This window comes from Agrobacterium sp. 6Ca8, from assembly GCF_055382765.1.
On sequence record NZ_AP026433.1, the window covers coordinates 791,779 to 815,845 of the forward strand.

The 24,067-nt window shown below is 58.2% G+C and carries 21 protein-coding genes; 7 read left to right on the forward strand and 14 right to left on the reverse strand.

The genetic code is table 11. The annotated features are described in order from the left end of the window. Window positions 1–10 precede the first annotated feature (10 nt). The 4 genes from ACZ5A6_RS03995 to ACZ5A6_RS04010 all read right to left on the reverse strand — a co-directional run bounded on the left by ACZ5A6_RS03995 (window position 11) and on the right by ACZ5A6_RS04010 (window position 5,891). Window positions 11–958, reverse strand: a complete 948-nt coding sequence (locus tag ACZ5A6_RS03995; RefSeq protein WP_111798978.1) for a SurA N-terminal domain-containing protein — start codon at window positions 956–958, stop codon at window positions 11–13. Between the two features lie 297 nt (window positions 959–1,255). Continuing rightward, entirely contained in the window at window positions 1,256–3,637 is a 2,382-nt protein-coding gene (locus tag ACZ5A6_RS04000; RefSeq protein WP_003512398.1) for an LPS-assembly protein LptD, read from the reverse strand. Continuing rightward, entirely contained in the window at window positions 3,637–4,725 is a 1,089-nt protein-coding gene (gene lptG / locus ACZ5A6_RS04005; protein WP_003512400.1) for an LPS export ABC transporter permease LptG, read from the reverse strand. Before lptG ends, ACZ5A6_RS04000 begins: the two co-directional genes overlap by 1 nt. Beyond that, window positions 4,722–5,891, reverse strand: a complete 1,170-nt coding sequence (locus ACZ5A6_RS04010; RefSeq protein ID WP_038490551.1) for an LptF/LptG family permease — start codon at window positions 5,889–5,891, stop codon at window positions 4,722–4,724. The genes lptG and ACZ5A6_RS04010 overlap by 4 nt, the downstream gene beginning before the upstream one ends. Window positions 5,892–6,204: 313 nt before the next feature. Between ACZ5A6_RS04010 and ACZ5A6_RS04015 the strand changes: the two genes are divergently transcribed. The 3 genes from ACZ5A6_RS04015 to ACZ5A6_RS04025 all read left to right on the forward strand — a co-directional run bounded on the left by ACZ5A6_RS04015 (window position 6,205) and on the right by ACZ5A6_RS04025 (window position 9,359). After that, window positions 6,205–7,698: a leucyl aminopeptidase gene (locus tag ACZ5A6_RS04015; RefSeq protein WP_003512403.1), complete on the forward strand. Its 1,494-nt coding sequence runs from the start codon at window positions 6,205–6,207 to the stop codon at window positions 7,696–7,698. A 25-nt stretch (window positions 7,699–7,723) separates the two neighbouring features. Further along, window positions 7,724–8,173 (forward strand): DNA polymerase III subunit chi, encoded by a 450-nt coding sequence (locus ACZ5A6_RS04020; RefSeq protein WP_003512404.1) that lies wholly within the window; start codon window positions 7,724–7,726, stop codon window positions 8,171–8,173. 157 nt (window positions 8,174–8,330) lie between these two features. Next, window positions 8,331–9,359: a sensor domain-containing diguanylate cyclase gene (locus tag ACZ5A6_RS04025; protein WP_003512406.1), complete on the forward strand. Its 1,029-nt coding sequence runs from the start codon at window positions 8,331–8,333 to the stop codon at window positions 9,357–9,359. Between the two features lie 42 nt (window positions 9,360–9,401). Here ACZ5A6_RS04025 and ACZ5A6_RS04030 read toward each other — a convergent pair whose 3' ends face one another. Beyond that, window positions 9,402–10,328, reverse strand: a complete 927-nt coding sequence (locus ACZ5A6_RS04030) for a Gfo/Idh/MocA family protein (RefSeq protein WP_003512408.1) — start codon at window positions 10,326–10,328, stop codon at window positions 9,402–9,404. A 748-nt stretch (window positions 10,329–11,076) separates the two neighbouring features. Here ACZ5A6_RS04030 and ACZ5A6_RS04035 point away from each other — a divergent pair. Further along, a complete protein-coding gene (locus tag ACZ5A6_RS04035; RefSeq protein ID WP_174061489.1) occupies window positions 11,077–13,014 on the forward strand; it encodes an EAL domain-containing protein in 1,938 nt (645 codons plus the stop codon). A 25-nt stretch (window positions 13,015–13,039) separates the two neighbouring features. Here ACZ5A6_RS04035 and ACZ5A6_RS04040 read toward each other — a convergent pair whose 3' ends face one another. Both ACZ5A6_RS04040 and ACZ5A6_RS04045 read right to left on the reverse strand, forming a co-directional pair. Further along, window positions 13,040–14,923: an ABC-F family ATP-binding cassette domain-containing protein gene (locus ACZ5A6_RS04040; protein WP_464111052.1), complete on the reverse strand. Its 1,884-nt coding sequence runs from the start codon at window positions 14,921–14,923 to the stop codon at window positions 13,040–13,042. 70 nt (window positions 14,924–14,993) lie between these two features. Further along, window positions 14,994–16,040, reverse strand: coding sequence for a diguanylate cyclase domain-containing protein (locus ACZ5A6_RS04045; RefSeq protein WP_174061488.1), 1,047 nt, complete (start codon window positions 16,038–16,040; stop codon window positions 14,994–14,996). Window positions 16,041–16,296: 256 nt separating this feature from the next. On the opposite strand from ACZ5A6_RS04045, the gene ACZ5A6_RS04050 reads away from it, so the two are divergent. Continuing rightward, window positions 16,297–16,992 (forward strand): glutathione S-transferase family protein, encoded by a 696-nt coding sequence (locus tag ACZ5A6_RS04050; RefSeq protein ID WP_112496662.1) that lies wholly within the window; start codon window positions 16,297–16,299, stop codon window positions 16,990–16,992. A 103-nt stretch (window positions 16,993–17,095) separates the two neighbouring features. Beyond that, window positions 17,096–17,518, forward strand: coding sequence for a nucleoside-diphosphate kinase (gene ndk, locus ACZ5A6_RS04055; protein WP_003502118.1), 423 nt, complete (start codon window positions 17,096–17,098; stop codon window positions 17,516–17,518). A 178-nt stretch (window positions 17,519–17,696) separates the two neighbouring features. Here the strand turns inward: ndk and ACZ5A6_RS04060 are convergent, their stop codons facing one another. Both ACZ5A6_RS04060 and ACZ5A6_RS04065 read right to left on the reverse strand, forming a co-directional pair. After that, the gene (locus ACZ5A6_RS04060) at window positions 17,697–18,209 is read right to left on the reverse strand and encodes a hypothetical protein (protein ID WP_065658066.1); all 513 of its coding nucleotides are present in this window, start codon (window positions 18,207–18,209) and stop codon (window positions 17,697–17,699) included. Beyond that, a complete protein-coding gene (locus ACZ5A6_RS04065) occupies window positions 18,206–18,757 on the reverse strand; it encodes a CGNR zinc finger domain-containing protein (RefSeq protein ID WP_174061487.1) in 552 nt (183 codons plus the stop codon). Before ACZ5A6_RS04065 ends, ACZ5A6_RS04060 begins: the two co-directional genes overlap by 4 nt. A 59-nt stretch (window positions 18,758–18,816) precedes the next feature. Here ACZ5A6_RS04065 and ACZ5A6_RS04070 point away from each other — a divergent pair, with 59 nt between their 5' ends. Continuing rightward, entirely contained in the window at window positions 18,817–19,713 is an 897-nt protein-coding gene (locus tag ACZ5A6_RS04070; protein WP_464111053.1) for a branched-chain amino acid ABC transporter permease, read from the forward strand. A 60-nt stretch (window positions 19,714–19,773) separates the two neighbouring features. On the opposite strand, the gene ACZ5A6_RS04075 is transcribed toward ACZ5A6_RS04070, so the two are convergent. The 5 genes from ACZ5A6_RS04075 to ACZ5A6_RS04095 form a co-directional block, all read right to left on the reverse strand. Then, complete coding sequence (locus tag ACZ5A6_RS04075) at window positions 19,774–20,229, reverse strand: molybdenum cofactor biosynthesis protein MoaE (protein ID WP_013635855.1); 456 nt, start codon at window positions 20,227–20,229, stop codon at window positions 19,774–19,776. A 4-nt stretch (window positions 20,230–20,233) separates the two neighbouring features. Continuing rightward, a complete protein-coding gene (gene moaD, locus ACZ5A6_RS04080) occupies window positions 20,234–20,488 on the reverse strand; it encodes a molybdopterin converting factor subunit 1 (RefSeq protein ID WP_174061486.1) in 255 nt (84 codons plus the stop codon). Further along, window positions 20,488–21,075, reverse strand: a complete 588-nt coding sequence (gene pgsA / locus ACZ5A6_RS04085) for a CDP-diacylglycerol--glycerol-3-phosphate 3-phosphatidyltransferase (RefSeq protein ID WP_003512433.1) — start codon at window positions 21,073–21,075, stop codon at window positions 20,488–20,490. Before pgsA ends, moaD begins: the two co-directional genes overlap by 1 nt. A gap of 102 nt (window positions 21,076–21,177) precedes the next feature. Continuing rightward, entirely contained in the window at window positions 21,178–23,229 is a 2,052-nt protein-coding gene (gene uvrC / locus ACZ5A6_RS04090) for an excinuclease ABC subunit UvrC (protein WP_464111054.1), read from the reverse strand. Beyond that, complete coding sequence (locus ACZ5A6_RS04095) at window positions 23,226–24,014, reverse strand: SDR family oxidoreductase (RefSeq protein WP_003512437.1); 789 nt, start codon at window positions 24,012–24,014, stop codon at window positions 23,226–23,228. Before ACZ5A6_RS04095 ends, uvrC begins: the two co-directional genes overlap by 4 nt. Window positions 24,015–24,067: the final 53 nt, after the last annotated feature.

Consider the following 24,067-nt stretch of genomic DNA (forward strand, 5'->3'; position numbering starts at 1 on the left):
GGCTCTCGTATCAGGTGTTGACGATCTGCGCCTTCTTGCGCAGCTCATCCATATATTTCTTCTCGTTCGGGTTTTCGCCACCCTTGGCCTTCATCAGGTCTTCGGACTTGAACACCATTTCCGCTGCGTAATCGTCGGAAACCTGACGCTGCTTGCAGATTGCCAGATATTCGACGCCCTTTTCGGTCACGCGTGTTCCTGTGGTGCCGCCTTCCTTGGTCTTTTCCACGAGAGGCTTCCACTCTTCCGGCAGTTCGGGCGCCAGAATCCGTCCAAGATCCTTGATCGCCACGTCCCGCATGGTGGCCGCGAAAGTCATGGCCTGGTCGCAGCCGGGATAACGCTTGCGCGAGGCTTCAGCCTCGGCCTTGCGCTTGCCGGTGATGGCATTACGCTTCGATTCCGGAATGACAAAGATCACCTGTTGCAGGAAATATTCCGTCGTTACCGGCTTGTCGCCGCGTTCCCTCAGGCGGGTGACGAGGTCCTGGTTAGACATCTTGCCACGCGCACCATAACGGGCGTTCACAAGGCGCGGCCAGCTCATCTGCACGGCAATGAAGGCTTTGAAGTGGTCGGCGCCGACACCGGCCTTGGAGAGGATCTGCGTCAGCTGTTGCGGGTTCATCTTGTTGTTTGCAGCAAAGCGCGCAAAAGCCGCATCGACTTCTTGGGTGCTGACCGACATTTTCACACGGCCGATTTCTTCGCGCTTTAGCGCCTCATCAACCAGCTGCTCGCGTGCCTTTTCGGCGAGATTGCCGGATTGACGCTGCAACTTCAGAAAGGCGACACGCTTGGCAATATCATCATTAGTAATGGGGGTCTTGTTGACGACGATTTTGACCGTGCTGTCGGCGAAGGCCTGGCTGGCAAAGGGCGCAACGGCCATGGGAACGGCGAATATCGCAAAGGCGAAAGCAGCGCCACGCAAAGCCGTCTTTCCGAAATTCATCATATCCTTCTCCCTTTCGTCGGGCGGGGGTCTGTTTCCCCGTCCCGCCAATCTGTTCTGTCTGCCAATGGGGAATATTCCTTACCCCGGCTTTTCAGATCTGCACCTGTGCATCCGCACCGCGAATTTGCCACGTATATATCATCGCGATCTGCAAGACGGCAATGTGTCGGTTTGTTGAAAGAAACCCGATGGTCCTATACCGGACAGACCCTGGCGCGTTGTTGCGGCAAAACCGTGACTTTTACTGGCTGGATGGCAAAAAGGCAGGCCACGATGCTGTATGGCCTGCCTTTAAACTCAGTAATTGTTCGGTTTCCAGCCGATATCCATATCGGCCCAGTCCTCGTTTGCGGAACCGATGCTGACATCGCCGAGCGTGCGGAATGCCAGACGGGCATTGATCGACCAGTCATTGGCGGCCTGCCGGCTGGAATTGATATTGCCCTCGTCGGAGTAGCTGACCGTCAAGATCGTGCATTCATCCTGATAGGCGATGCCAATACGGCGCTCGGCGGCAAATTTTCCGTTCAGATCGTAGTTGATCGAGCCGAACAGCGACCAGTTGTCGTCCATGCGCAGCGTACCGGACGCCTGAACGATATCGCGGTCTTCATTGTAGCCGTACTGCGGCTGCGCCTTGACCTGCGTATAGCTGAGCTTGCCGGTGAGGCGGCGGTCCGAATAGCTGACGCCTGTCTCGGAACGGTTGATTTCGAGATTGTCCTTGTCGAAGCGCAGGCTCGATGACAGCGATAGGCCGATTGGCGCATCGAAGGCTGCCATGGCGACGTAGTCCGAGCGGTCGGATTCGAGACCGGAATTCGCGCCGACATTGACGAGATCGTAGGAGGCGAAAGAATTGTCGCCCGCCAGGTGGAAAGACTGACCGGCAATGGCGCGAATGCCGTAGCCATTGTCGAATGTGCCGTTGTAGCGCAGACCGATGTTTGCGCGCGTGCCGCCCTCGATCCGGTCGAAACCGGAGAACTTGTCACGTTCGAACAGGTTGGTCGCGTCGAACACGAAAGCCTGCGAATCTTCGTTGGGGAAGCGGCCGGCATATTGTTCGTTCGGACGCACGAAAATCTGCGCAATCGGCTCGATCACGTGGTTGCTGTTAAGTGCCGTGAACAGCCAGGGGTAACGCACTTCCAGACCGCCGGTTACCATGCCTCGCAACGCCGCATCGTCCTGCATCATGCCCTGATAGGCATAGGACGTGCCACCCGATGTAAAGCTTGCCGCCGACATATCCGTCCACAGCGCATCGCCACGGGCGGCAAGGATCGGCGTGATCTGCAGGCCGCTATCCATCGTGAAGGTGCGCTTCCATTCGGCTTCGGTGGAAAGACGCGTGTAGTTTCCTTCAAGCCCGTTGAACCGCGAATAGCCTCCAAGCGCGTAGGCATCCTGTTTCTGGCGGGTGATGCTGGTCAGGTTGGTGGTCAGCGAAAGTTCGCCGCCATAGATCGGATCCGGTACGAAATAACGGTAGTCGACAACCGGATGAACGATGGCCTGCTTGCGTTCGTTGGATTCGTTGTTGTCCGTATCCTGAACGTTGAAATAATAGCCGCGGGCATCGAAGCTGTTCCGCTCGCCAGCGCCAGCCAAATAGATCTGATTGGTCTGGACGTCGTTCTTGTAACCCTTCAGCCCATAAGTGCGCGAAAAGTTGTTGTCGGTCTGCACCATGGCATCCCAACCGAACGCCCAGCGCGGATTGATGGAGAAGTTACCCTTGCTGGCAATCATGCCGCGATTATCGTTGAGGGCGTCACTGGTTCCGGCAGTAAATGTATCGGACTTCAGCTGGCTGATGCCGGCGACGGTCACGGTGTGCATGCCGGTTTCGAAACGCTGGCGCAGTTCCGCCTGCAGAAGCAGACCCTGCGTCGTGTAATAGGTCGGGGTAACGGTCACATCCGAGGTGTCGGACAGAACCTGGAAATAGGGCACGCCGATGCCGAAACCGAGGTTGTCGGTAATGCTCATTTGCGGGAACAGGAAACCCGACTTCCGCTTCACCGTATTGTCCGGAACCGTCAGGAACGGCACATAGGCGATCGAATGGCCGAAAAGCTGCAAACGGGCTTTTTCCAGCCGGATCGTATGGGTCTTGCCGTCCTGAATGACGCGTTCAGCCTTGACCTGCCACAGCGGCGCCTTTTCGGGCCGTTCGGCGCAGGGCAAACAGGCGGTATAGACGCCGTTATTGAGGACCATGCGGTCGCCTTCGAGCCGTTCGGCGCTTTCACCCGCGATGCGGGTATTGTCCGGGGTCTCGACGCGCAGCGCATTGACGAAGCCCTGACCGAAATCGTCAGTGACATCCATCTCGTCGGCATAGATCTTGTTGCCGCCGGGCTCGATCAGCTCGATGTTGCCGTGCGCAATCACGCGGCCCGTCTGCTGATTATATTCCACTTGCTGGGCCACCATACGGTAGCCCGAATAATGCATGCGAACCACACCCTTCGCGATGACCCGCTGGGAATCGCGATTATAGGTCAGTTCATTTGCCGTAAGCAGGAGTTTCGAATCGTCTTGGCTTCCGGGCGCAAGCAAACCACCCTGGCCGAAAGCGACCGGGCTGGATGCCAAATATGCGCACACAGCGGCACCTGTCAGAAGGGCCGTCCAAAGCCGCCTGATATTCCCGCGGTCATATACCGCCACTAGCCGTCCTCCTGATGAAGCAGAATGGTTGCCCCCAAAGCCAACGCCACGATGACTGGAACCCAGACCGCGACGGTGGGAGGGACAACGCCACCACTCCCGAATGCCCTTACGAGCACGGTTACTACATAAAGCACGAAGCCGGAAACGATTCCACCCAGAATCACGGAGCGCGACTGGGCGAAGCGGCTGAACTTTAATGAAACTGTCGCGGCGATCAAGGTCATCGCAACCAGAAGCAGGGGCGTCGATAGCAGGAAATGATACTGCGTCTCAAGCGCTTTCGAAGACAGTCCAAAAGACTTTGCAACTTCGATCTTGTGAGAAAGATCAAAGAAAGCAACGGTTTCCGTCTGTGTCATGCGTTCCTGAACGAATTCCCGTCTCAGATTGGTACTGATCCGCGTGCTCTCTTGCCGAACTGGCACATGTCCCGCGCGGGTTTCCGCGACGCCGTTAAGAAGCCAGTAACCATCTTCCAACTTTGCCGACTTCGCGTCCTGCCGGGAGACGATGTTGCCGGCCTTGTCGAGGTGTATCAGAACCACGTCGAGAAGCATGGTCCCGTTGTCTTCGAAGCTCTTGGCGCCGATGATCGTATCCTGGCCGCCGCTCGACTGGCGCATCCAGGGAATGATGTCCTGCTGGCGGCCGCCGCTGCCTTCGTTACGCCAGCCCGCTTCCATCGATAGCGACTGGTTTTGCCCCCAAGCGGCGATAGGGTTGAGGACGAGGACGGACAGGATGCCGAGAAAGACCGCACCAAGGACAAAAGGAAGGATGAATTGCCAGGCGGAGACGCCTGCCGCACGCGTGACGACGAGCTCGTAACGCCGGTTGAGCGAGATCAGCGTCGTCATGCCGACGAAGAGCGCGATGAAGGGAATAGTCTGCTGCAGGATCAGCGGCAGGCGAAGCGCGGTGAGGCCAAGTGCGCCTGGAACAGAATAGCCTGGCACGCTGGACATGCGCCGCGCCGTTTCGCTGAAATCGGCAAGATAGATAATTGCCGATACGCCGAGCAGGAACCAGATGGCCGTGATCAGATACCGTTTGAGGAAATACCGGGCGAGTGTGCTGAAAATCATGCGTTACCGCTCCCCGAGCTTCGCGCCAGCCGGCTGGAGAAAAGACGGCGCAGACGGCTGGCCGTATCCGCGACGATCTTCGGCATTCTCGGCTTGCGACCCGTGATGAGAATAAAGGCGGCGGCGGCGCCGCTGAGGCCCGGCACGGCATAGACCAGCGGAATGAAGGCCGCGCTCTGCTTGACCTGGTTGGTGACGTAAAAACCGAGCCAGCGCAGCATGAAGGCCGTCACCAGCGCAGCGACCATCGGATGCATCCGCGCTTCACGATGCGAGCGCGCATCAGCGGCTATGACCAGCGATATCAGTGCGAAGGCGAAGGCGAACATCCAGTCCGACAGGCGCTTGTGCAACTCACTGCGGAAGCTTTCGGGAGACCGCTTGTAACTCGCGTTGTTCTCGTCTGGCGAAAGAAGGAAACCGAGGCTCGCATCGCCCGGAGAAAGCGACGGTTCGGAAGTCTGCTTTTCCGACATGGTCGAAAGGTCGAAGGCATAGGACAGGAACTTGACGATGGAGACCTTGCCATCAGGTGTTTTCTGCTGGACTTCGCCGTCGCGCATCGTCAGCGACGTGCCGCTTTCATCGATCATGCCTTCCTTGGCGTAATAGATAAGATCGAAATTCGGATCGCGGCGATCGGCGACGAACAGGCCCTTGAGGATACGGCCCTGACGCTGGGCGATCTGCACATAAAGGCCGTCCTGAACAGCGCGGAAGGTCTTTTCCTCGATCACCGACGAGAGGAGGTCGGCATAGGCAGCCGCCACCATCTGCCTGGCCGAATTTCGGGCAGGCGGCTCGATGAAGTTGGTGATGGTGAAGGACAGCGCACTTAGAACGGCAGCCAGAATGATAACCGGGCGAAACATCACGGAGCGCGACGATCCGGCCGCATCGATGATGGCAAGCTCGGAATCGTTGTTCATCGCCGTGAACGTCTGGGTGATGCCGATGACGAGGGCGAAAGGCAACACGACGGGGATCAGCGTCGGCAGGATCATCGTCGCCAGCGCCATGAAGGAGCCCATCGACTGGCCGGTATCGGTGACGAGGTTGATTCTCTGGAGAACCTGGATGGTCCAGATGATGGCCAGCACCGGCAGCAGCGCGACCAGAAACATCTGCGTTGTCCGTCGCAGGATATAGTTCTCGAGAAGCTTCATACTGCCCTTGTCGACATTGTTTTTCTGCGCGATCGCTCGCCGGATTTCCGCCTATCTAATCGCATCGTTTGCAATTGGCTATTCCGGCACGCTCACAAAAATGTTTCGCGCGATGATTTTTCCACCGCCTGTGTCTTTTTGTGGAACAAGCTGTCGGTTTCATGACGCGATCGGCCATTCCACAAAAATGCCTTTCCTTTAGCGAATGTCGGCCTTTAAAGAATGTGAGCCTTTAAAAATGCAGGGTTGCGCCGGGGGCCGAAAAGGCCATGATCGGGCGCACACGCAAGTTATCCACGAAGAGCAGGAAAACATGTCCGCCAAATTCGATATTTCTTTCGCCAATTCCGCCTCGCTTGAAAATACCCTTGCCGTTGTGCTGCAAGCCTCGGGTGAGGCGCAGGCAGCTGCCGGCGCATCGGAAGCCGATCCGGGTGGCGTGCTTGAACGGGCGGCAAAGATTTCGGGCTTTTCCGCAAAGTCCATGACGACACTCGACGTGATTGCGCCGCAGGGTTCGGGCGCCGACCGGCTTCTCGTCATTGGCCTCGGCAAGCCGGCGAAACTTGTCGCCCATGACTGGTTGCGTGCCGGCGGCACCGCTGCCGCCAATTTCAGGAAGGCGGACAAGGTTGCCGTCTATCTAGATGCCCCGGGCGTCGATGTCGGTGCGCAGGCGGCTGCGGATTTTGCGCTTGGCCTGCTGCTGCGTGCCTATAGCTTCGATGCCTATAAGACCAAGAAGAAATCCGATGATGAGAAGTCGCCGAAGAAAGTAGAAATCGTCATCGTGACAGCAGTCCATCAGGAGGCGGAAAAGGCCTTTGCCGTGTCCGAGGCCGTCGCGGGCGGCGTTGTCCTGGCGCGTGATCTCGTCAACCTGCCGCCGAATGTTCTCGGTCCTGTCGAATTCGCTGAAAAGGCGGAGGAGTTAAAAAAGCTCGGTGTCGAGGTCGAAATTCTCGGCGAGAAGGAGCTGAAGAAGCTTGGCATGAACGCGCTTCTCGGTGTGGCGCAGGGTTCGGCGCGTCCGCCCCGGCTTGCGGTCATGCAGTGGAACGGCGGCTCCAAGAAGGATGAGCCTATCGCCTTCGTCGGCAAGGGCGTCGTGTTCGATACCGGCGGTATCTCGCTGAAGCCCGGCCTTAACATGGAAGACATGAAGGGCGACATGGGTGGCGCTGCCGCCGTGACCGGCCTCATGCACACGCTCGCGGCCCGCAAGGCGAAAGCCAATGTGATCGGCGTTATCGGTCTGGTGGAGAACATGCCTGATGGTAACGCCCAGCGTCCCGGCGATATTGTCACGTCCATGTCCGGCCAGACCATCGAGATCATCAATACCGACGCCGAAGGCCGGCTGGTTCTCGCCGATGCGCTCTGGTACACCAAGGAGCGTTTCAACCCGAAATTCATGATCAACCTCGCCACCTTGACGGGAGCGATCACGGTTGCACTCGGCAATCTTCAGGCTGGCCTTTTCTCGAATGACGACGAGTTGGCTGCACGTCTTTCGCAGGCGGGTGATGTTACGGCGGAAAAGCTGTGGCGCATGCCGCTGGGCAAGGATTACGACAAGATTATTGATTCCAAATTCGCCGACATGAAGAACAGCTCCGGCCGTCTGGCGGGCTCTGTCACCGCCGCTCAGTTCCTCAAGCGTTTCGTGGGCGAAACACCCTGGGCGCATCTCGATATCGCCGGCACCGCCATGGGTTCGCCGTTGACCGAGATCAACCAGTCCTGGGGATCGGGCTACGGTGTGCGGCTGCTGAACGAACTCGTTCGCGCCCATTACGAAGATTGATGCGACCGGAGCTGCAAGTCCGCAGATGACTGAAATCCTGTTCTACCATCTGACGGAATCGAAGCTGGAGGATGCATTGCCGCCCTTGCTCGAAAAATCGCTGGAACGCGGCTGGAAGGTCGCGATCCAGACGGTGGACGAGGAGCGCCGCGATTTCCTCGACACGCATCTGTGGACCTTTCGTGACGACAGTTTTCTGCCGCACGCAACGGATAGCTCTGCCGCGCCGCAAAACCAGCCGATTCTTTTGACGGCGTCGAATGCGAACGGTAACGAGGCGAGTGTGCGGTTTCTCGTCGACGGTGCCGAACCGCCGGCGGTGGAGGGCTATGAGCGGATAGTGTTCATGTTCGATGGATATGATGCCTACCAGCTGGAAATGGCGCGGAACCACTGGAAAAGGCTGAAGACCGAAGGTCATGCGCTGACCTATTGGCAGCAATCGCCGGAAGGCCGCTGGCAGAAGAAAGCCTGATCACAGTTCCCCACACAAAAAGACTGGCAAAAATTCGCATGTGGCGCCGCCTGTCGGTTTTCGCATTATGAGCCGAATCAGACATAGCTGTCTGATCCGGCCGACAGGTGACGGACGGTGGCGGCTGCCACAGACGAAACAGCAGAAGGACATCATCATGGGACAGGCGATTTCACGGCCCGACGGGGAAATAGAGCGTCTGGTCGCGGTGCGGTCAATCATGTCCGTCAAGAATGCCGAGATGCCGGAACTGGAAGTGCTGTCTCGATTGGGGCAGGGCGTCTTTGACGTCCCGCGTGCGGCCGTCCATATCGTCGATGAGGACTGGCTCCATATTGCCGAACAGGCGGGAATGCAACTTTCGGAATGCCCGCGCGATCTGTCGATCTGCAACCGAGTAATTGCCAGGCAGGATGTCGTGGTCATTTCCGATCTGACCCAGCATCCGGATTTCCGCTTCATGTCCTATGTGAAGGGCGGTCCCGGATTGCGTTCCTATGCTGGCGCGCCGATCGAGCTGGAACCAGGTCTTGTGGTCGGCGCCTTTTGCCTTGTCGATACGGTGCCGAGAAAATTCTCTCAAAGCGAAATTGACAATCTGAAGCACTTCGCGCTGCTGGCGGCCGCACTCCTGCGTCTACAGAAGGCCAATTTCACAATGAGTCTGGCGGAGCGTGAATTGCGGGATGCGGTGATGACTGATCCGTTGACCGGCTTTTACAATCGCAAGGCGCTGGAGGCGATTGTCGATGGCCAGCTTGGCGCGGCTCTGCGTGAGAACGAGGCCTTCGGCGTGCTTTATCTCGATCTGGACGGTTTCAAGGCGATCAATGACACGTTCGGCCACCCGGCGGGTGACAGGGTGCTGACCGCTGCCGCCGACCGCATTCGCAATTCGATCCGCAGCGAAGACACGGTGGTGCGCATGGGGGGCGACGAATTCGCCATTTTCATACCCCGTCCCAGCAGGTCTGAGGTGATGAACGGACTGGCAGACAGGCTTCTGGCAGCCTTCCGTGAACCCTTTGATGTTGACGGGCAGGCGGTCGGTGCGCGTCTCAGCATTGGCGGCGCCATCGCCCCTCAGGCCGGTGCTGACCGCGCCACGCTTTTGCGCAGCGTTGACGAGGCATTGTATCAGGCAAAAAAGTCAGGGCGCGACCGTTTCGTCAGCCGCGCCCTTTGATGCACCTGTCTTCCGGAAGGCTTCCAAAAGCCTTTCGGCTCCTCAGTCGTAGAAGGAATCCACGAATTTGTGGCGGCCGAGCAGGAAGGCATCGGCCACATGAGTCAATGGCGCAAGATCGACATCAGAGCGTCCGGCCTTGATGATTTCCGCAAAACGCTCGTAGAGCGCCGGATATTCCCGCTCAGGTTCCGACACCGCCTGCTCGCCATTGATGGAGAGCTTCGCGCCGCCTTCCGAAAGCACCATCTGCCCGGCCGCCGTTTCGGCAACGATATCCCAGCTCTGTTTGCCGGTCTGGCGCCAGTCGAACTCGGCGCGCACGGGCATTTTCGTAACGTCGGAAAAATGCAGCTCGGCAGCGATGGGCGCGTCGCGGTTTTCCGGGAACTCAAGCGTTGCCTTGGTCAGGAACAGCGCGCGGGGCAGGATGTGGGTGATGATCGACAGCGCGTTGATGCCGGGATCGAACACACCGAGACCGCCCGCCTGCCAGATCCATGCCTGGTTGGGGTGCCAGTGGCGCACATCCTCTTTCCAGATGACATGCACGCTGTCGATTTTTGTCGAGGCGAGAAACGCCTTTGCAGCTTCAACGCCCGGCGCATAACGCGAGTGCCAGCTTGCAAATAGCGAAAGACCCTTCGAATCCGCAAGGCGAACGAGATCCTGAACTTCCGAAAGCGTTGCGCCCGGCGGCTTTTCGAGGAAAACGTGCTTGCCGGCATTCAGCGCCGCATATGCAGCCTCGTAACGGTACTGCGGCGGCATGCAGAGCGATACGGCCTCGATATCCTCGACGGCCTCCAGCATGGTCTCGATGGTGCCGTAAGAAGCGACGCCATCCACGGTACCGTGGCGGCTGGCCGTGCAGATCAATTCAAAATCCGGATTGCCTGCGATGGCGGGAAGGTGCTGGTCGCGAACGATTTTGCCGACGCCGACGATGGCAAGCTTGGTGGCTGACATGAAGTGGGACCCATTTGTATGATGCGTGGGATAAAGTGTGACTTTACGAGTTTTTTAACAGAAACGCTCAAAGGAGCAAGGCGATCGTCCTTGCAGGTCCCGTCTTTTTTCCGTGCGTAACGGCATGGCAAAAATCGGTATGCATATTTTATGTTGCCTAATATTTGAAATGTGAAAATATTGTTTAAAATTTAAAAGTATTGATTTTTATAACTTAATGCTTTTAAAATTCGGACTCGAAGTTAAGTTCCGAAATATTAATGCATAGTATATATGTAAACCAATTTCAATTTCAGTATTGAATGTATTATAATCATAATTGAAAATACCTAGCTACATGGATTTTTTCAGGATTTCAACGAAGGCAATTGTCAACTAAATACATACAGCGTAATTCTCGCATCTTATATACACTAAGTTCTTTAGTGTCGACGTAAAATTCGTTCGGTAGACTGTCTCGATGGTTTTTTCATTCGATTGTTGGTTGGCGCTTCGCTTCGTTGCTTGATTTTCCTGCTCGGCATTGTGCGACGCCCGCGGTGAGGAGGTACTCGAACTCGTGTCTTGTCAGCCGCTTGCTGTTGGCACCTGTCCGGCGATTTCGCACGGGGGCAGCCCGCGGTGGAGCGACAGGTCGTGTGGAGCGATTGGCTATATGTACTGATTTTCCTGCGTAAACGCGGGATTTGTGAAGGTCAAACGCCGGAACCACGGCAAAAGAATAGTAATGACCGGGGGACATGCAGAGATGATGGAATTGATCGCCGCCCAGGCGGCCGCGTCAGCCGCCGAGTTGCCGTTCCTGCTGCTCCAGGCTGCGGCCCTTGTCGGCATGGTGTCGGTGCTGATCCTTCTGCAGCGAAACATTGCTCTCGATGACGCTCGTTATAAAATCTATTACGGCATCATCTTCGGGGTTACCGGTTTCTTGCTGACGCTACTGGTATCCGAGTTCATCAAGCTGCCTTCCAAGCCCTATATCCGCTCTGACCTGCTGTTCCTGGCTGGCGTGTTGGGGTCCTGGCAAGGCGGCTTGATAAGCCTGGCGCTCGTCTCCGCAGGGCGATTTTTGTTTGGTGGTCCGGCACTCTTTGGGGCCGCTTTTCTGGATATGAGCATTATCTCGGCTTTCGGGATGGCAATGTATGGCTGGATGCGCAGGCGCAGTCTCACTGAACTCGGCGTCTGCGAGGTCTTCGGCGTATTCGCGGTCAGGATTTTCGCGGCGTTGTTCGCTGTTTGCGTGACCTACAGTCTCAGCATGATAAATCAGGACGTTTTTCTCAGTAATGTCGGACGGCGCATCTTCGGCTCGTTGGTTGGGTTGCCGATGATCGCCTGTCTGTTTCTGTTACTGCGCAGCGAGGCGCGGGCGCGTGAAGAGGCAAGGAAACGCGATGCTGCGGCGCGGACGGATTCGTTGACGGGCCTGCCCAACAGGCGCGCCCTCAAAGACCATATCGAAGCCGTGATGCGGCAGGAGCCGGCCGTTCCGCACGCTCTCCTTCTCATAGAAATCGTCAATATGGCCGATGTCGCCGCCTGCCAGGGGGAGGATTGGGGCGATCTTTTCTGGCCGAGGCTGGCACAGGAAATCTGCAACGATGACAACGGCCTGCTGTCGAGTTCCAATGCACCGCGCAGCTTCATGTTCGGCGATACCACGCTTGCAGTCGTCATGTCGGGGATTTCGCTCGAGAAGTCGGAAAGCACAAGGCTGATAATGCGTCTCCACGACGGGTTAAGTACATTTTCACGGTCTGCGGATCCAGAACCGGTGCCGCATCTGAAAATCGGTGCCGCTAATCTGGATAAGCTCTCCCGGCAGAACGTGGCTTCCTTCCTCCGGCAGCTTAGTCTTGCGCTGCGAGGAAGCGAAAATCCGGTGCAGATATTCCCCTTCTCCTTCGCCGATAAGGCCACGCGGGACGAGGGGGTGCGCCAGATGCTGGTCAACTGGATCAGATCCGGCAAGCCGCCGATATTTTATCAGCCGAAATTCGAAATGCACAATCGCCGCATGATTGGCGCGGAGGCTCTTTTACGGGCGGTGGATGCGTGCGGACAGCCGCTTTCGCCCTATTATGTGCTGGAGATTGCCGAGCGTCACCGGCTGCTGGTGGAGTTTGAATGGTCGACGATCGAAGCCGTCGTCCGCGATCTCATCGACCTGCGGGGCCTCGACCCGGACTTTCATTTGGCGGTGAACATTTCCGCATCGTCTTTTGCCACTGCGGGCTTCGGAGGGCGGGTTGTGGCCTTTTTGAACGAGATGGGGGTCCCGGCGCACCGTCTGTCGATCGAAGTGACGGAGATGAGCAGGATACCGGCCATCGACATCGTGCAGCAGAATTTCGACAGATTGAGCGAAGCGGGCGTGCGGCTGGCGCTCGATGATTTTGGCACCGGTTATGCGGCACTCACCCTGCTTGCGCGGTTCCCCTTCAAGGAGGTCAAGATCGATCACTGGATGACGTCCCGGCTTGAACAGTCGCGGTTCCGGGAGGCCATCGCGCTCGCCTTCGAAAGCGCCGAACGTTACGGCGCCACGCTGGTGACGGAAGGTATAGAAACGGAAGAGCAGAGCAGGCTGCTCATGCAGATGGGAATCCGTTTCGGTCAGGGCTATCTTTATTCGCCCGCCGTGCCGCTCGAGCGGCTGCAGCCTCGCAGGGAATGCGCTTAGATTTTCGCACCAGCATGATGACGCATCACTGCGTCATCGCATCCTCATATTCGCTCGAAAGCATCAGCCACTGCTCCTCGGCGTCCGAAAGCTTACTCGCGGCTTCGCCACGCTCTTTGACTTTCTGCGCGGCCTTGGCAGGTGCCTTTTCGTACAAAGCAGGGTCCGCCAGTTCCTTGTCGAGCGACTGAATCATTTTCTCAAGCTTCGCCGTCAAAGATTCGATTTCATTGATCTTTTTCTTCAGCGGCGCAAGCTGAGCGCGTTTTTCGGCGTTGGCCTTGCGCTGGTCGGCTTTCGATGTCTGGTCGGCGGCGGCTTCTGTCTTCTCTTCCTTCTTTTTTCCGGAAGAGACGACGAGGTCGCGATATTCCTCCATGTCGCCTTCAAAGGTCTTCACCGTGCCGTCGGCCACCAGCCACAGGCGGTCGACAGTTGCCTCGATGAGATGCCGATCGTGCGAGATGAGGATGACGGCGCCGTTATAGTCGTTCAGCGCCTCGATAAGCGCCCGGCGACTGTCGATGTCGAGATGGTTGGTCGGTTCGTCGAGGATGAGCAGATTTGGCGCATGGAAGGCCGCAAGTCCCATCAGCAGCCGGGCCTTTTCACCGCCGGAAAGGTCTTTCGCCGCCGTCGCCATCTTCTCCGTCGCAAGTCCCATCTGCGCAACCCGCGCCCGCACCTGCGCTTCAGACGCCAGCGGCATCAGCTTGCGCACGTGTTCGACCGGTGTCTGGTCCGGCACGAGATCGTCCAGCTGATGCTGCGCAAAGAAGCCGATCTTCAGGCCCGGGGCGATGCGAAGATCGCCCGCTTGCGGCGCAAGCCGACCGGAGATGAATTTCGCAAAGGTCGATTTGCCGTTGCCGTTGGAACCGAGCAGCGCGATGCGGTCGTCATTATCGATGCGAAGATTGAGCTGCTTCAGAATGGATTTGCCCGGCTCGTAACCCACGGCACCGCCATTGATGGCGACGATGGGTGAGGCGGGCTGCTTTTCCGGCTCCGGGAACGTGATCGGCTGGACGTGGTCCTCGATCACGGCGGCGACGGTGCCCATGCGCTCCAGCGCCTTGATACGGCTTTGCGCCTGGCGCGCCTTGGTGGCCTTGGCGCGAAAACGGTCGATGAAGCTTTGCAGATGTTTGCGCGCGGCGTCGTTTTTCACCTTCGCCTTCATCTGCAATTCGTCTGCTTCGGCTTTCTGGCGCTCGAACTGGTCGTATCCGCCGCGATAGAAGGTCAGTTTCTTCTGGTCCAGATGCACGATGGAATTGACGGCATTGTTCAGCAGATCGCGGTCGTGGCTGATGATGATGACGGTATGCGGATAACGCCGGATATAGTCTTCCAGCCAGAGCGTGCCTTCAAGGTCGAGATAGTTGGTCGGCTCGTCGAGCAGCAGGAGGTCGGGTTCGGCAAACAGCACGGACGCGAGCGCCACGCGCATGCGCCAGCCGCCGGAGAACGAAGAGGCGGGGCGAAGCTGCGCCTCGTGATCGAAGCCAAGACCGGCGAGAATGCTGGAGGCACGGGCTTCGGCCGAATGCGCGTCGATATCGACCAACCGCACCTGAATTTCCGCGATCCGGTGCGGGTCTGTTGCGGTTTCCGCCTCGGCCAGCAGCGCGCTGCGCTCCTTGTCGGCGGAAAGCACGATGGAAATCAGCGATTCTTCCGTTCCCGGCGCTTCCTGCGCAACCTGGCCGATGCGCGCGAGTTTCGGGATCGTTACCGAACCGCTTTCCGCTGAAAAGTCACCGGTGATGACCCGGAAAAGAGTGGATTTGCCGGCGCCGTTGCGGCCAACGAGGCCCACCTTCATGCCAGCCGGAAGCGTCACGCTGGCGTGGTCGAGAAGCAGGCGCCCGGCGATGCGGGCGGAGAGATCGGTAATCGTAATCATGGCGCCGTTTTGGCCGAACTGCGTGGCCAAGGCAAGAGCGCGCGCGCCACACCAGATCAGATATGCAGCTTCAACAGCCGAGCTGCGCCAGATAGCTGCTGCGGCTGCGTTGAGCCACGTCCCGGGAGTAGCCTGTGACGCAATTGCGCGTGCCGCAGCGTGCGGACAGCAGGGCGAGCTCGGCATGGCTGAAAAATTCGGCTGATGTCGCGGTGCAGTCCACTGCCGCAACGCCGATCGAGACGGTCAGATGCTCGCCGTCGCCCTCACTGGTGACGAAACGCAGCGCCTCGACGTTCTGCCGCAACCGCTCTGCAATTGCTTCAGCTGTATTTTGCGAGACGCCGGCAAACAGAAAAGCGAACTCGTTTCCGCCGATGCGGGCAACGAAATCGTCCTTCTTGATCGTCTTGCGGAAAAGCGCAGCCAGCCGGCGCAGCGCCTTGTTGCCGGCGGTGGGGCCGTATTTGCCGTTGATTTCGCGGAAATGGTCGATGTTGAGCAGCACAAGCGATGTGGCGGATGCCCCCTGAGCGCCCGAAAACAGGTCGCCGAGCTTCTCGAGGAAAGCCGCCCGGTTGGGAAGCGCCGTCAAGGCATCACGCAGGGAATTCGCCTGAAGATCTGTCCGGCTTTTCTCAACCTCGCGGATTTTCATCAGCCCCATGGAAACGAAATGCCGGAGACTCGTTTGTTCCTCGTGAATATCGCCCATCAATTGCGCAAGCCGCTCCGTTGCAGGCAGCTCGGAGTGATCTTGCCCGGAAAGACTGGCAATAAATGTTTCGGTGCGTTGCAGGCCGGCTTCCAGCCGCGCGGAAATCTGCTTCAGCGTCTCGAAGGCCGTCGCTGCCATCTGCTCGGCCTCGATCTTCGAAAAACCCGGCAGATTGTGTCTCTGGCCGACAATATCGATTTCATGCTGTTGCGGCGCGTTGCCAAGGGCGAGAATATCGCGTCCCATCGCCGGGTTATGCCCCGACAATATTTCGTAGATCAGTTCGTAGTTTCGCGGCAGCGGTGCAATATTCATCTTGTCGATGAACTGAGCAATTTTTGTAAAGACGAGACCGTTCCTTGCCTTCTCGCGTTTTTTATCGCCCGCCGTTGACGTCACTGACAGCCCCAATACCAATAAATTATGAATGCACCGGTGATAACCGATTGTTGAACACGATTATTCTTACAAGCAACGGTTTAAAATAGGCTAAACCTGACGAGGTTTTCATTGCGGTGAGACCCCCATTCTCGTGGAGGGGACTGTTGCGCGCCGGATGCGGTTTTTGATCAGTAGTATGACAAATCCTGATTTGATTTCAGGCGGCGGTCGTTTTTATATCGCATCATCGATGTAGCAGAAGAGGGTGCAGCCTATGACGACCTCCAGAACCTTATATTCACTTTGCGGAAGCGATAGCGCACGGCCGTTTTCTCCCCATTGCTGGAAAACCGTGCTTTCGCTGGCGCATAAGGGGCTGGATTTCGAGGAGCGTCCCTTGCCCTTCACGGTCATCCCGACGGTGGAGGACGGTTTTTCGAGGACCGTGCCGATCCTTCGTGATGGCGACCAGCTGGTGAGCGACAGTTTCGAGATCGCCCTTTATCTGGATGAGGCCTATCCGGAGCGGCCGTCGCTGTTTAACGGGGAAGGCGGCAAGGCGATGGCGCGTTTCGTTGAAAGCTGGTCGCAGACGGTGCTGCACCCGGCCATCACCCGCATTGCCGTGCTCGATATCCACAATATGCTTGATGAGCCTGACCGCCTTTATTTCCGCGACAGCAGGACGAAGGCGCTCGGCCGGACGCTCGAGGATGTGGTGGCGAACCGTGAGGTGGAAATCGCGGCCTTCCCAGCGCTCCTGGCGCCGATCCGCCGCATGCTGGGCTTCCAGCCTTTCATCGGCGGCTCATCGCCGCTGTTTGCGGATTACATTGTTTTCGGTGCGCTGCAATGGGCAAGGATTACCACCGGAGCGGATCTGTTTTCCGAAAACGACCCCGTCCGTGACTGGTTCGAAGGTTGCCTAGACCTCCACGACGCCAGAGGCCGCAGTGTGACAGCGGCGTGAAATGTCTGCAGCCATCGTCGCAATGTGGTTGATCCCCCTTGTTTTCGGGCCTTTGGGCGGGTAAAGACCGCCCACTTTCTCTATAGGAAAAGGAAACGGACACATGGCGATTGAACGCACATTTTCGATGATCAAGCCGGACGCAACCAAGCGTAACCTGACTGGCGCGATCACCAAGGTATTTGAAGACAACGGTCTGCGCATCGTCGCCTCCAAGCGCGTCTGGATGAGCAAGCGCGAAGCCGAAGGCTTCTACGCCGTTCACAAAGAGCGTCCCTTCTTCGGCGAACTCGTTGAAGGCATGACCTCCGGCCCGACCATCGTTCAGGTTCTGGAAGGCGAAAACGCTATCCTCAAGAACCGCGAAATCATGGGCGCAACCAACCCGGCCCAGGCTGCTGAAGGCACCATCCGCAAGAGCTTCGCGCTTTCCATCGGCGAGAACTCCGTTCATGGTTCGGACGCTCCTGAAACCGCCGCACAGGAAATCGCCTACTGGTTCGCCGAAACTGAAATCGTCGGCTGATTCAAAATATCAACGGCTTGAATCGCCCTCTCAGGCGATGGCATGAAGCCGCTGAAAAGACTCGATGAAACGGAGCCGAAAGGCTCCGTTTTTTTGTTTTATTGCCGAAAGAAGTTTACGCCGAAGCCATCCCCACGGGCCTCAGTCCTGTGACGAGCCCAGGGATGAGGGGAGGTTTTCACGACGCCGGACACCCCTCGACTGGCCGCATATCCGTCGTGCCGTCCGCTTTGAACACGTCCGGGTTGGGTGTGTAGAGTGGGCCGACCGTCAGCGGTTTGGCGGGAAGGAGCGACTGGTCGGTGTCGGAGCGGATGGTGGTCTCTATCGTCTGCAGTACATTGCCTTCCGGCCCTTTGATGCGGATCGTGATCTTGTAGGGGCGGTCCTGTTTGACGCATTCGACCGGCGGACTTTGAACGGCGATCTTTTCATCTGCCGGGAAAATCTTCTCCCTGGTCGTCAGCTCGGTTCCGCCGCGGGGATTTTCGAAGCTCGCTTCCAGCGTGCTGCCGTCGCGGATGGGGGCGATGCGCTGCAAGGTCACGAGATAGGTGGCAATCGCCACACGGTAGTTAAAGACGAACATGCGGCCGGAAACCTTCGCGACATCGCGCGGCTCGTCCCGCTGACAACCGGAAAGACCGAGCACCGTAGTGATCGCCAGCAACGGAATGGTTATTCCTTTCATGCCTGCGCTTCCTTCTTGCGGTGATAATGCCGGCTGGCTTTCTGCCGGTTGCCGCACACCGTCATGTCGCACCAGATGCGGCTTCTGTTCTTGCTGCGGTCGATGAAAAGCCAACCGCAATTGCCGCAAATCCGCAGCCGTTTCCGCGTCTCCGCCGCAAGCAGCGACAGAGCTGAATGGGCGGTCGCATTGGCAAGGCTCTCTCGCAGAGGAAACAACTTTAGTGCCGTGCCGCAAGCGAAGAGAAGCCCTGCCAGCCGGCCGTCGTCATCGTCGCCATTCGTCATCGAAGAGCGGAAATAATCGTCGATCGCCTCGCGAAGATCGAGAAATACCTGCCTCCTGTCCGCTTCGGGCGCGATGAGTGCGGGAAACCTGTCGCGCTCCGCTCCGAGTCGGGTCGACGCCTCGGCAAAGGTGGCGATCTGCTCAGGCACAGCAAAACGGTCTACCGATTTTACCGCGTCCGCGCGCAGGATGACGCTATTGGCGACATCGAGGGCCAATGCGCCGCCTGCGAAACGATGTTCTGTCCAGCGAAATGTCATGGCGACATTATAACTATCAAAATGGATTTTAACAGTTATAATGCGATGGGGAGGACGGATTGGCTTATTTCCTGCAACAATTGCTGAATGCCGTACCGGTAGCCTCGCTTTATGCGGTTCTGGCGTTCGGCTATGCCATCGCCTTTTCGGTCACGAAACGGGCCGATGTCACCTATGGCGCGATTTTCGCTTTCGCCGGTCAGACCTGCCTGCTGTTTGCCGATTTTGGCTGGAACCGGCTGTGGCTGATCTTGCCTGCAACACTCGCGCTTGGGGCAGGGGCCGGTCTTTTCGGCGGTCTGTGGGCGGCGGCTTTCATCGGCAGGGCGGTGATGCGGCCCCTGGCGAAAGCCTCCCCCAATGCGGTGACGGTCGCCTCCATTGGCGTGCTGATTGCGCTCACCGAAAGTGCCAGACTTGCCGCCGGCACGCGGCAATTATGGCTGCCACCGCTTTTGTCGGAACCGGTGCGATTCTGGGCCGATGGAAGCTTCGCCGTCACCCTGACGTCGATGCAGATGCTGAACACGGCTGTCTTCTGCCTGCTCGTTCTCGCAGGCACTTTCTACCTCCAGCGTTCCGGCTTTGGCAGACGCTGGAAGGCGGTGTCGGACGATGCTTTCGCCACGTCACTGTGCGGGGTAAATGAAGGCAGGGTGTTCCTGCTGTCCTACTGTGCAGCGGGTCTGCTTGCCGCTATCGCCGGCGTCCTCGCCACGTTTTATTACGGCACCATGGATTTCGGTGCCGGTCTGGTGTTCGGCCTGAAAGTCGTGCTGATTTCGGCAGCGGGCGGTTATGCAAGCCCGCTCGTCTGCGCGCTCGGGGCTGCTGCCGTCGGGTTCGCGGAAACGCTATGGGTCGGTTACGGCCCGGTTATCTGGCGGGATGCGGCGGTTCTGGCACTTCTGGTGGGCTGGCTGATCGTCATGCGCAGCAGAGTGGAAGCGCCCTAGAGCATTTCCAGGAGGGGTGGCGTCCGGTTTTCGTGTGGAAGTGCGGGAAAACACAAAGCGTTACCGCCATTTGTCCTTGGCCGTGTCGTCGGTCGTCTTTGCGGCAACCCAGTCGCCCTTCGTGCCATCCTTGCCATGTTCCTTTTTCCAGAACGGGGCGGACGTCTTGAGGTAGTCCATCACGAAATTTGCGCCGTCAAAAGCGGCCTGCCGGTGCCGGGAAGCAGCAATGACGAGGACGATATTCTCGCCGGTGGCGATCTTGCCATGGCGATGAATGGCGGTGAGGCCGAGGAGGTCGAAGCGTTCGATGGCGAGTTGCGCGATACGGGTCATTTCCGCTTCGGCCATGCCGGGATAATGCTCGAGTTCCAGCGCCGCGAGCGTACCGCCATCATCGCGACAAAGCCCGGTGAAGGCCACCACCGCGCCAATGCTCTTGTCGCCTTCCGTCAGCCTGCGGGTTTCTTCCGCAGCGTCGAAATCCTGTGCCTGCACGCGTACCGTGGGCTGCATCCGGTTATCCCCCCGTCATGGGCGGGAAGATGCCGATCTCGCGCGCACCGGCAATGCTCTCGTCATGTTCAACATGTTCCTGATTGACCGCAACGCGGATCACATCCGGAAATTCGAAGGCGGCTTCGTAGTTTTCACCAATGGTTGAGAGATAGGCGATCAGCTCACCGGCCGTGGTAACGGAGGAGGGGATATCCAGCTCCTCCTCCGCCGTGCCGATCTTTTCGCGAACCCAGGCGAAATAAACGATCCGCGCCATCATTCTTCGTCCACAATGTGCTTGAGACCCGCCTTGAAGTAGTCGTAGCCGGTGTACATGGTCAGCGCTGCTGCAAGCCAGAGAAGCGTAATTCCCATCTCGGTCGTGTAGGGCAGAACCTTGTCTCCCGCGGGACCGGCAAGAAGAAAGGCGATGGCTACCATCTGGATGGTGGTCTTCCACTTCGCGATGCGGGTGACGGGAACGCTGACCTTCAGCGCCGCCAGATATTCACGCAGGCCCGAGACCAGAATTTCGCGGCAAAGAATGGTGATGGCGGCCCAGAGCGACCAGCCGGCAATGGTGCCGTCCGCTGCCATCAAGAGCAGCACTGAGGCGACCAGCAGCTTGTCGGCGATCGGGTCCAGCATGCGGCCGATATTGGAGGTCTGATTCCAGATACGCGCCAAATAACCATCCAGAAAATCGGTCAGCGAGGCGACGATGAACAGCCAGAGTGCCGTCCAGCGCGCAAAATCCGAGCTTTCCAGCTTTCCTTCGATGTAAAAACACAAAACGATGACGGGAACCGCCAGAATGCGGGCATAGGTGAGAAGGTTGGGAATGCTGTATGCGCGCGAAGCCATGGGAAACCTGTCAGTCTGGATAAGCTGCCTTGATGCCGCCCCTGACGCATAGGGTCAACACGTTATTATGTTTTTTTAGCAGTTCGTTGCGACAGTGCGCCTTCAATCGCCACTGCTCTCATGGAAGTGATTGTAGATTTGCCGCGCTACGGCTTCTGAAATGCCGGTGACATTCATCAGATCGTTGAGGCCTGCGCGTGAAACCGCCTTGGCCGTACCGAAATGCTGCAGCAGCGAGCGCTTGCGTCCTGGGCCGATCCCCGAAATTTCATCCAGCGGATTGCGCACCATTTCCTTCTTGCGCCGCGCCCGGTGTGAGCCGATGGCAAAACGGTGGGCCTCGTCGCGCATGCGCTGGATGAAGTAAAGCACGGGATCGCGCGGCGGCAGGGAAAAATCGCTGCGGCCGTCCGCAAAGAAGCGCTCGCGGCCCGCCTCGCGGTCCACACCCTTGGCGACGCCGATGGCAATCACGCTGTCGCGAATGTCGAGCTCATCGAGGATGGCACGCACCGCCGTCATCTGTCCCTGACCACCATCGATCAGGATAACGTCCGGCCAGGCGGGGAAGGGCATGTCCGCGGCTTCCTCGGGTGTGGGCGTCAGCGTCTTCGCGCGGTCGGGCTTGCCCTCTTCCTTCAACAGGCGCGAGAAGCGGCGGGTCATGACCTCACGCATCATGCCGAAGTCGTCACCGGGAGTGATGTCGGTCGATTTGATATTGAACTTGCGATAGTGGTTTTTCACGAAGCCTTCCGGCCCCGCCACCACCATGCCGCCCACGGCATTGGTGCCCATGATGTGCGAGTTGTCGTAAATCTCGATCCGGCGCGGCACGTAAGGAAGGTTGAAGGTTTCTGCGAACCCCTTCAGCAACCGCGCCTGAGACGAGGTTTCCGCCAGCTTGCGGCCATGCGCCTCGCGGGCATTGGCAAGAACATGGTCGGTGATGTCTTTCTTCTCGCCGCGCTGCGGCACGTTGATCGTGACCTTGTGTCCGGCTTTTTCGCCAAGAGCAGCGGCCAGCAATTCCTGTTCCTCTACGGTTTCGGAAAGCAGGATCTGCTTCGGCACCGGTTTGTCGTCGTAAAATTGCGCCAGAAACGCATTGAGGATTTCCGAGCCGGGCAGGGACGGGTCGGCCTTCGGGAAATAAGCGCGGTTGCCCCAGTTCTGGCCGGTGCGGAAAAAGAACACCTGGATGCAGGATATGCCGCCCTCGTGATGGATGGCGAAAACATCCGCCTCCTCGATGCCGGCCGGATTGATGCCCTGATGGCTCTGGACGTGCGAGAGCGCCGCCAGCCGGTCGCGATAGACGGCGGCGCGCTCGAAGTCGAGATCCTCGGCCGCCTCGTTCATCTGCCGGGCAATCGCGGTCTTGACGCTCTGGCTCTTGCCGGACAGGAAATCCTTGGCTTCCTTGACGAGTTCCGCATACCCCTCATCGCTCACCTCATGTGTGCAGGGGCCGGAACAGCGCTTGATCTGGTAAAGAAGACAGGGACGCGTGCGGGTTTCGAAAACGCTGTCGGTGCAGGTGCGGATCAAGAACGCGCGTTGCAGTGAATTGATCGTGCGTCCAACGGCTCCGGCAGAGGCGAAGGGTCCGAAGTAGTCGCCCTTGCGCGCCCGCGCACCCCGGTGCTTGAAAATCGCCGGTGCACGATTGTCGGCTGTGATCAGGATATAGGGAAATGACTTGTCGTCGCGCAAAAGCACGTTAAAGCGCGGCCGCAAGCGTTTGATGAGGTTAGCTTCCAGGAGAAGCGCCTCGGTTTCCGTGCGGGTGGTGACGAATTCCATATGGGCGGTCAGCCGCACCATCTGCGCAATGCGGTTGGAATGCACGCGACCCTGGGCATAGTTGCCGACGCGCTTCTTCAGCGAGCGCGCCTTGCCGACGTAAAGAACGTCGTTCGCCTCGTTGAACATGCGGTAGACACCCGGCGAGTTCGGCAGGTGTTTGACGAATTCGCCGATCAGATCCATGCCCTTCAGGCCGGATTCGTTTTTCCAGCCGGCATTCCAGTCCATGCCGGCAACGTCGCGCGGTGCCTCGGCCGCGTCTGTCGCGGCAAGGTTTGCATCGTCGTCTTCGTCATCGGTTTCATCGAAGAGAATACCGCCGTCAGGCAGCTTCTTTCCGTTCATTCAGGTATCTCCGCCACATCAGGGGTTTCCCAGCCAAGATGCTGGCCGCCATCGAGCGCGATCATTTGTCCGGTGATCGACGGCGTATCAAAAAGAAAGCGAATCGTCCGCCCGAACTCGTCGGGTTCCGGACCGCGCTTTAATATAAGGCCGTCGATCTGCGCCTGAAAGTCCTCCGGCGCCTGTCTTTCGCTTTTGAAGGAGGGACCCGGCCCGATGGCGTTGACGCGCACCCGCGGCGCAAAACTCTGCGCCATCGTCCGTGTGGCTGTCCAAAGGGCCGATTTCGAAAGCGTATAGGAGTAAAAACGCGGCGTAAGCGCAAGTACACGCTGATCGATGATGTTGACGATCAATCCGGATTTATCCTGAGGCAATTGCTGAACGAAGGCGGCCGCGATGAGGGAAGGCGCCCGCACGTGCACGGAAAAATGCGCGTCGAAGATTGCCGGATCGGGCGTTTCTGCCGAATCGTCCAGAAAAATGGATGCATTGTTGACGACGACGCCTATCGGGCCGAGCGCCGAAGATGCCTGTTCGACAAGCGCCATTGTTGGCGATGATTGTGTCAGATCCGCCTGAACGGCAACGGCCTTGCCGCCTTTTTGCCTTATTTCGTTAGCGAATTCTTCGGCTTGCCCCATGGAGGCATTGGCGTGGACGGCAATCGCAAAGCCATGCGAGGCCAAATCCGTGGCGATCGCCCGCCCGAGCCGCCGGGCGGCACCCGTTATCAAGACTGTCTTCGGTATATTTTCTTTCACAGCGGACCTGCATTTGCTCATACACGCCCTATTTGCTGGATATAATCGCAAATCGCAAGCTGTCCGTGGGCCGT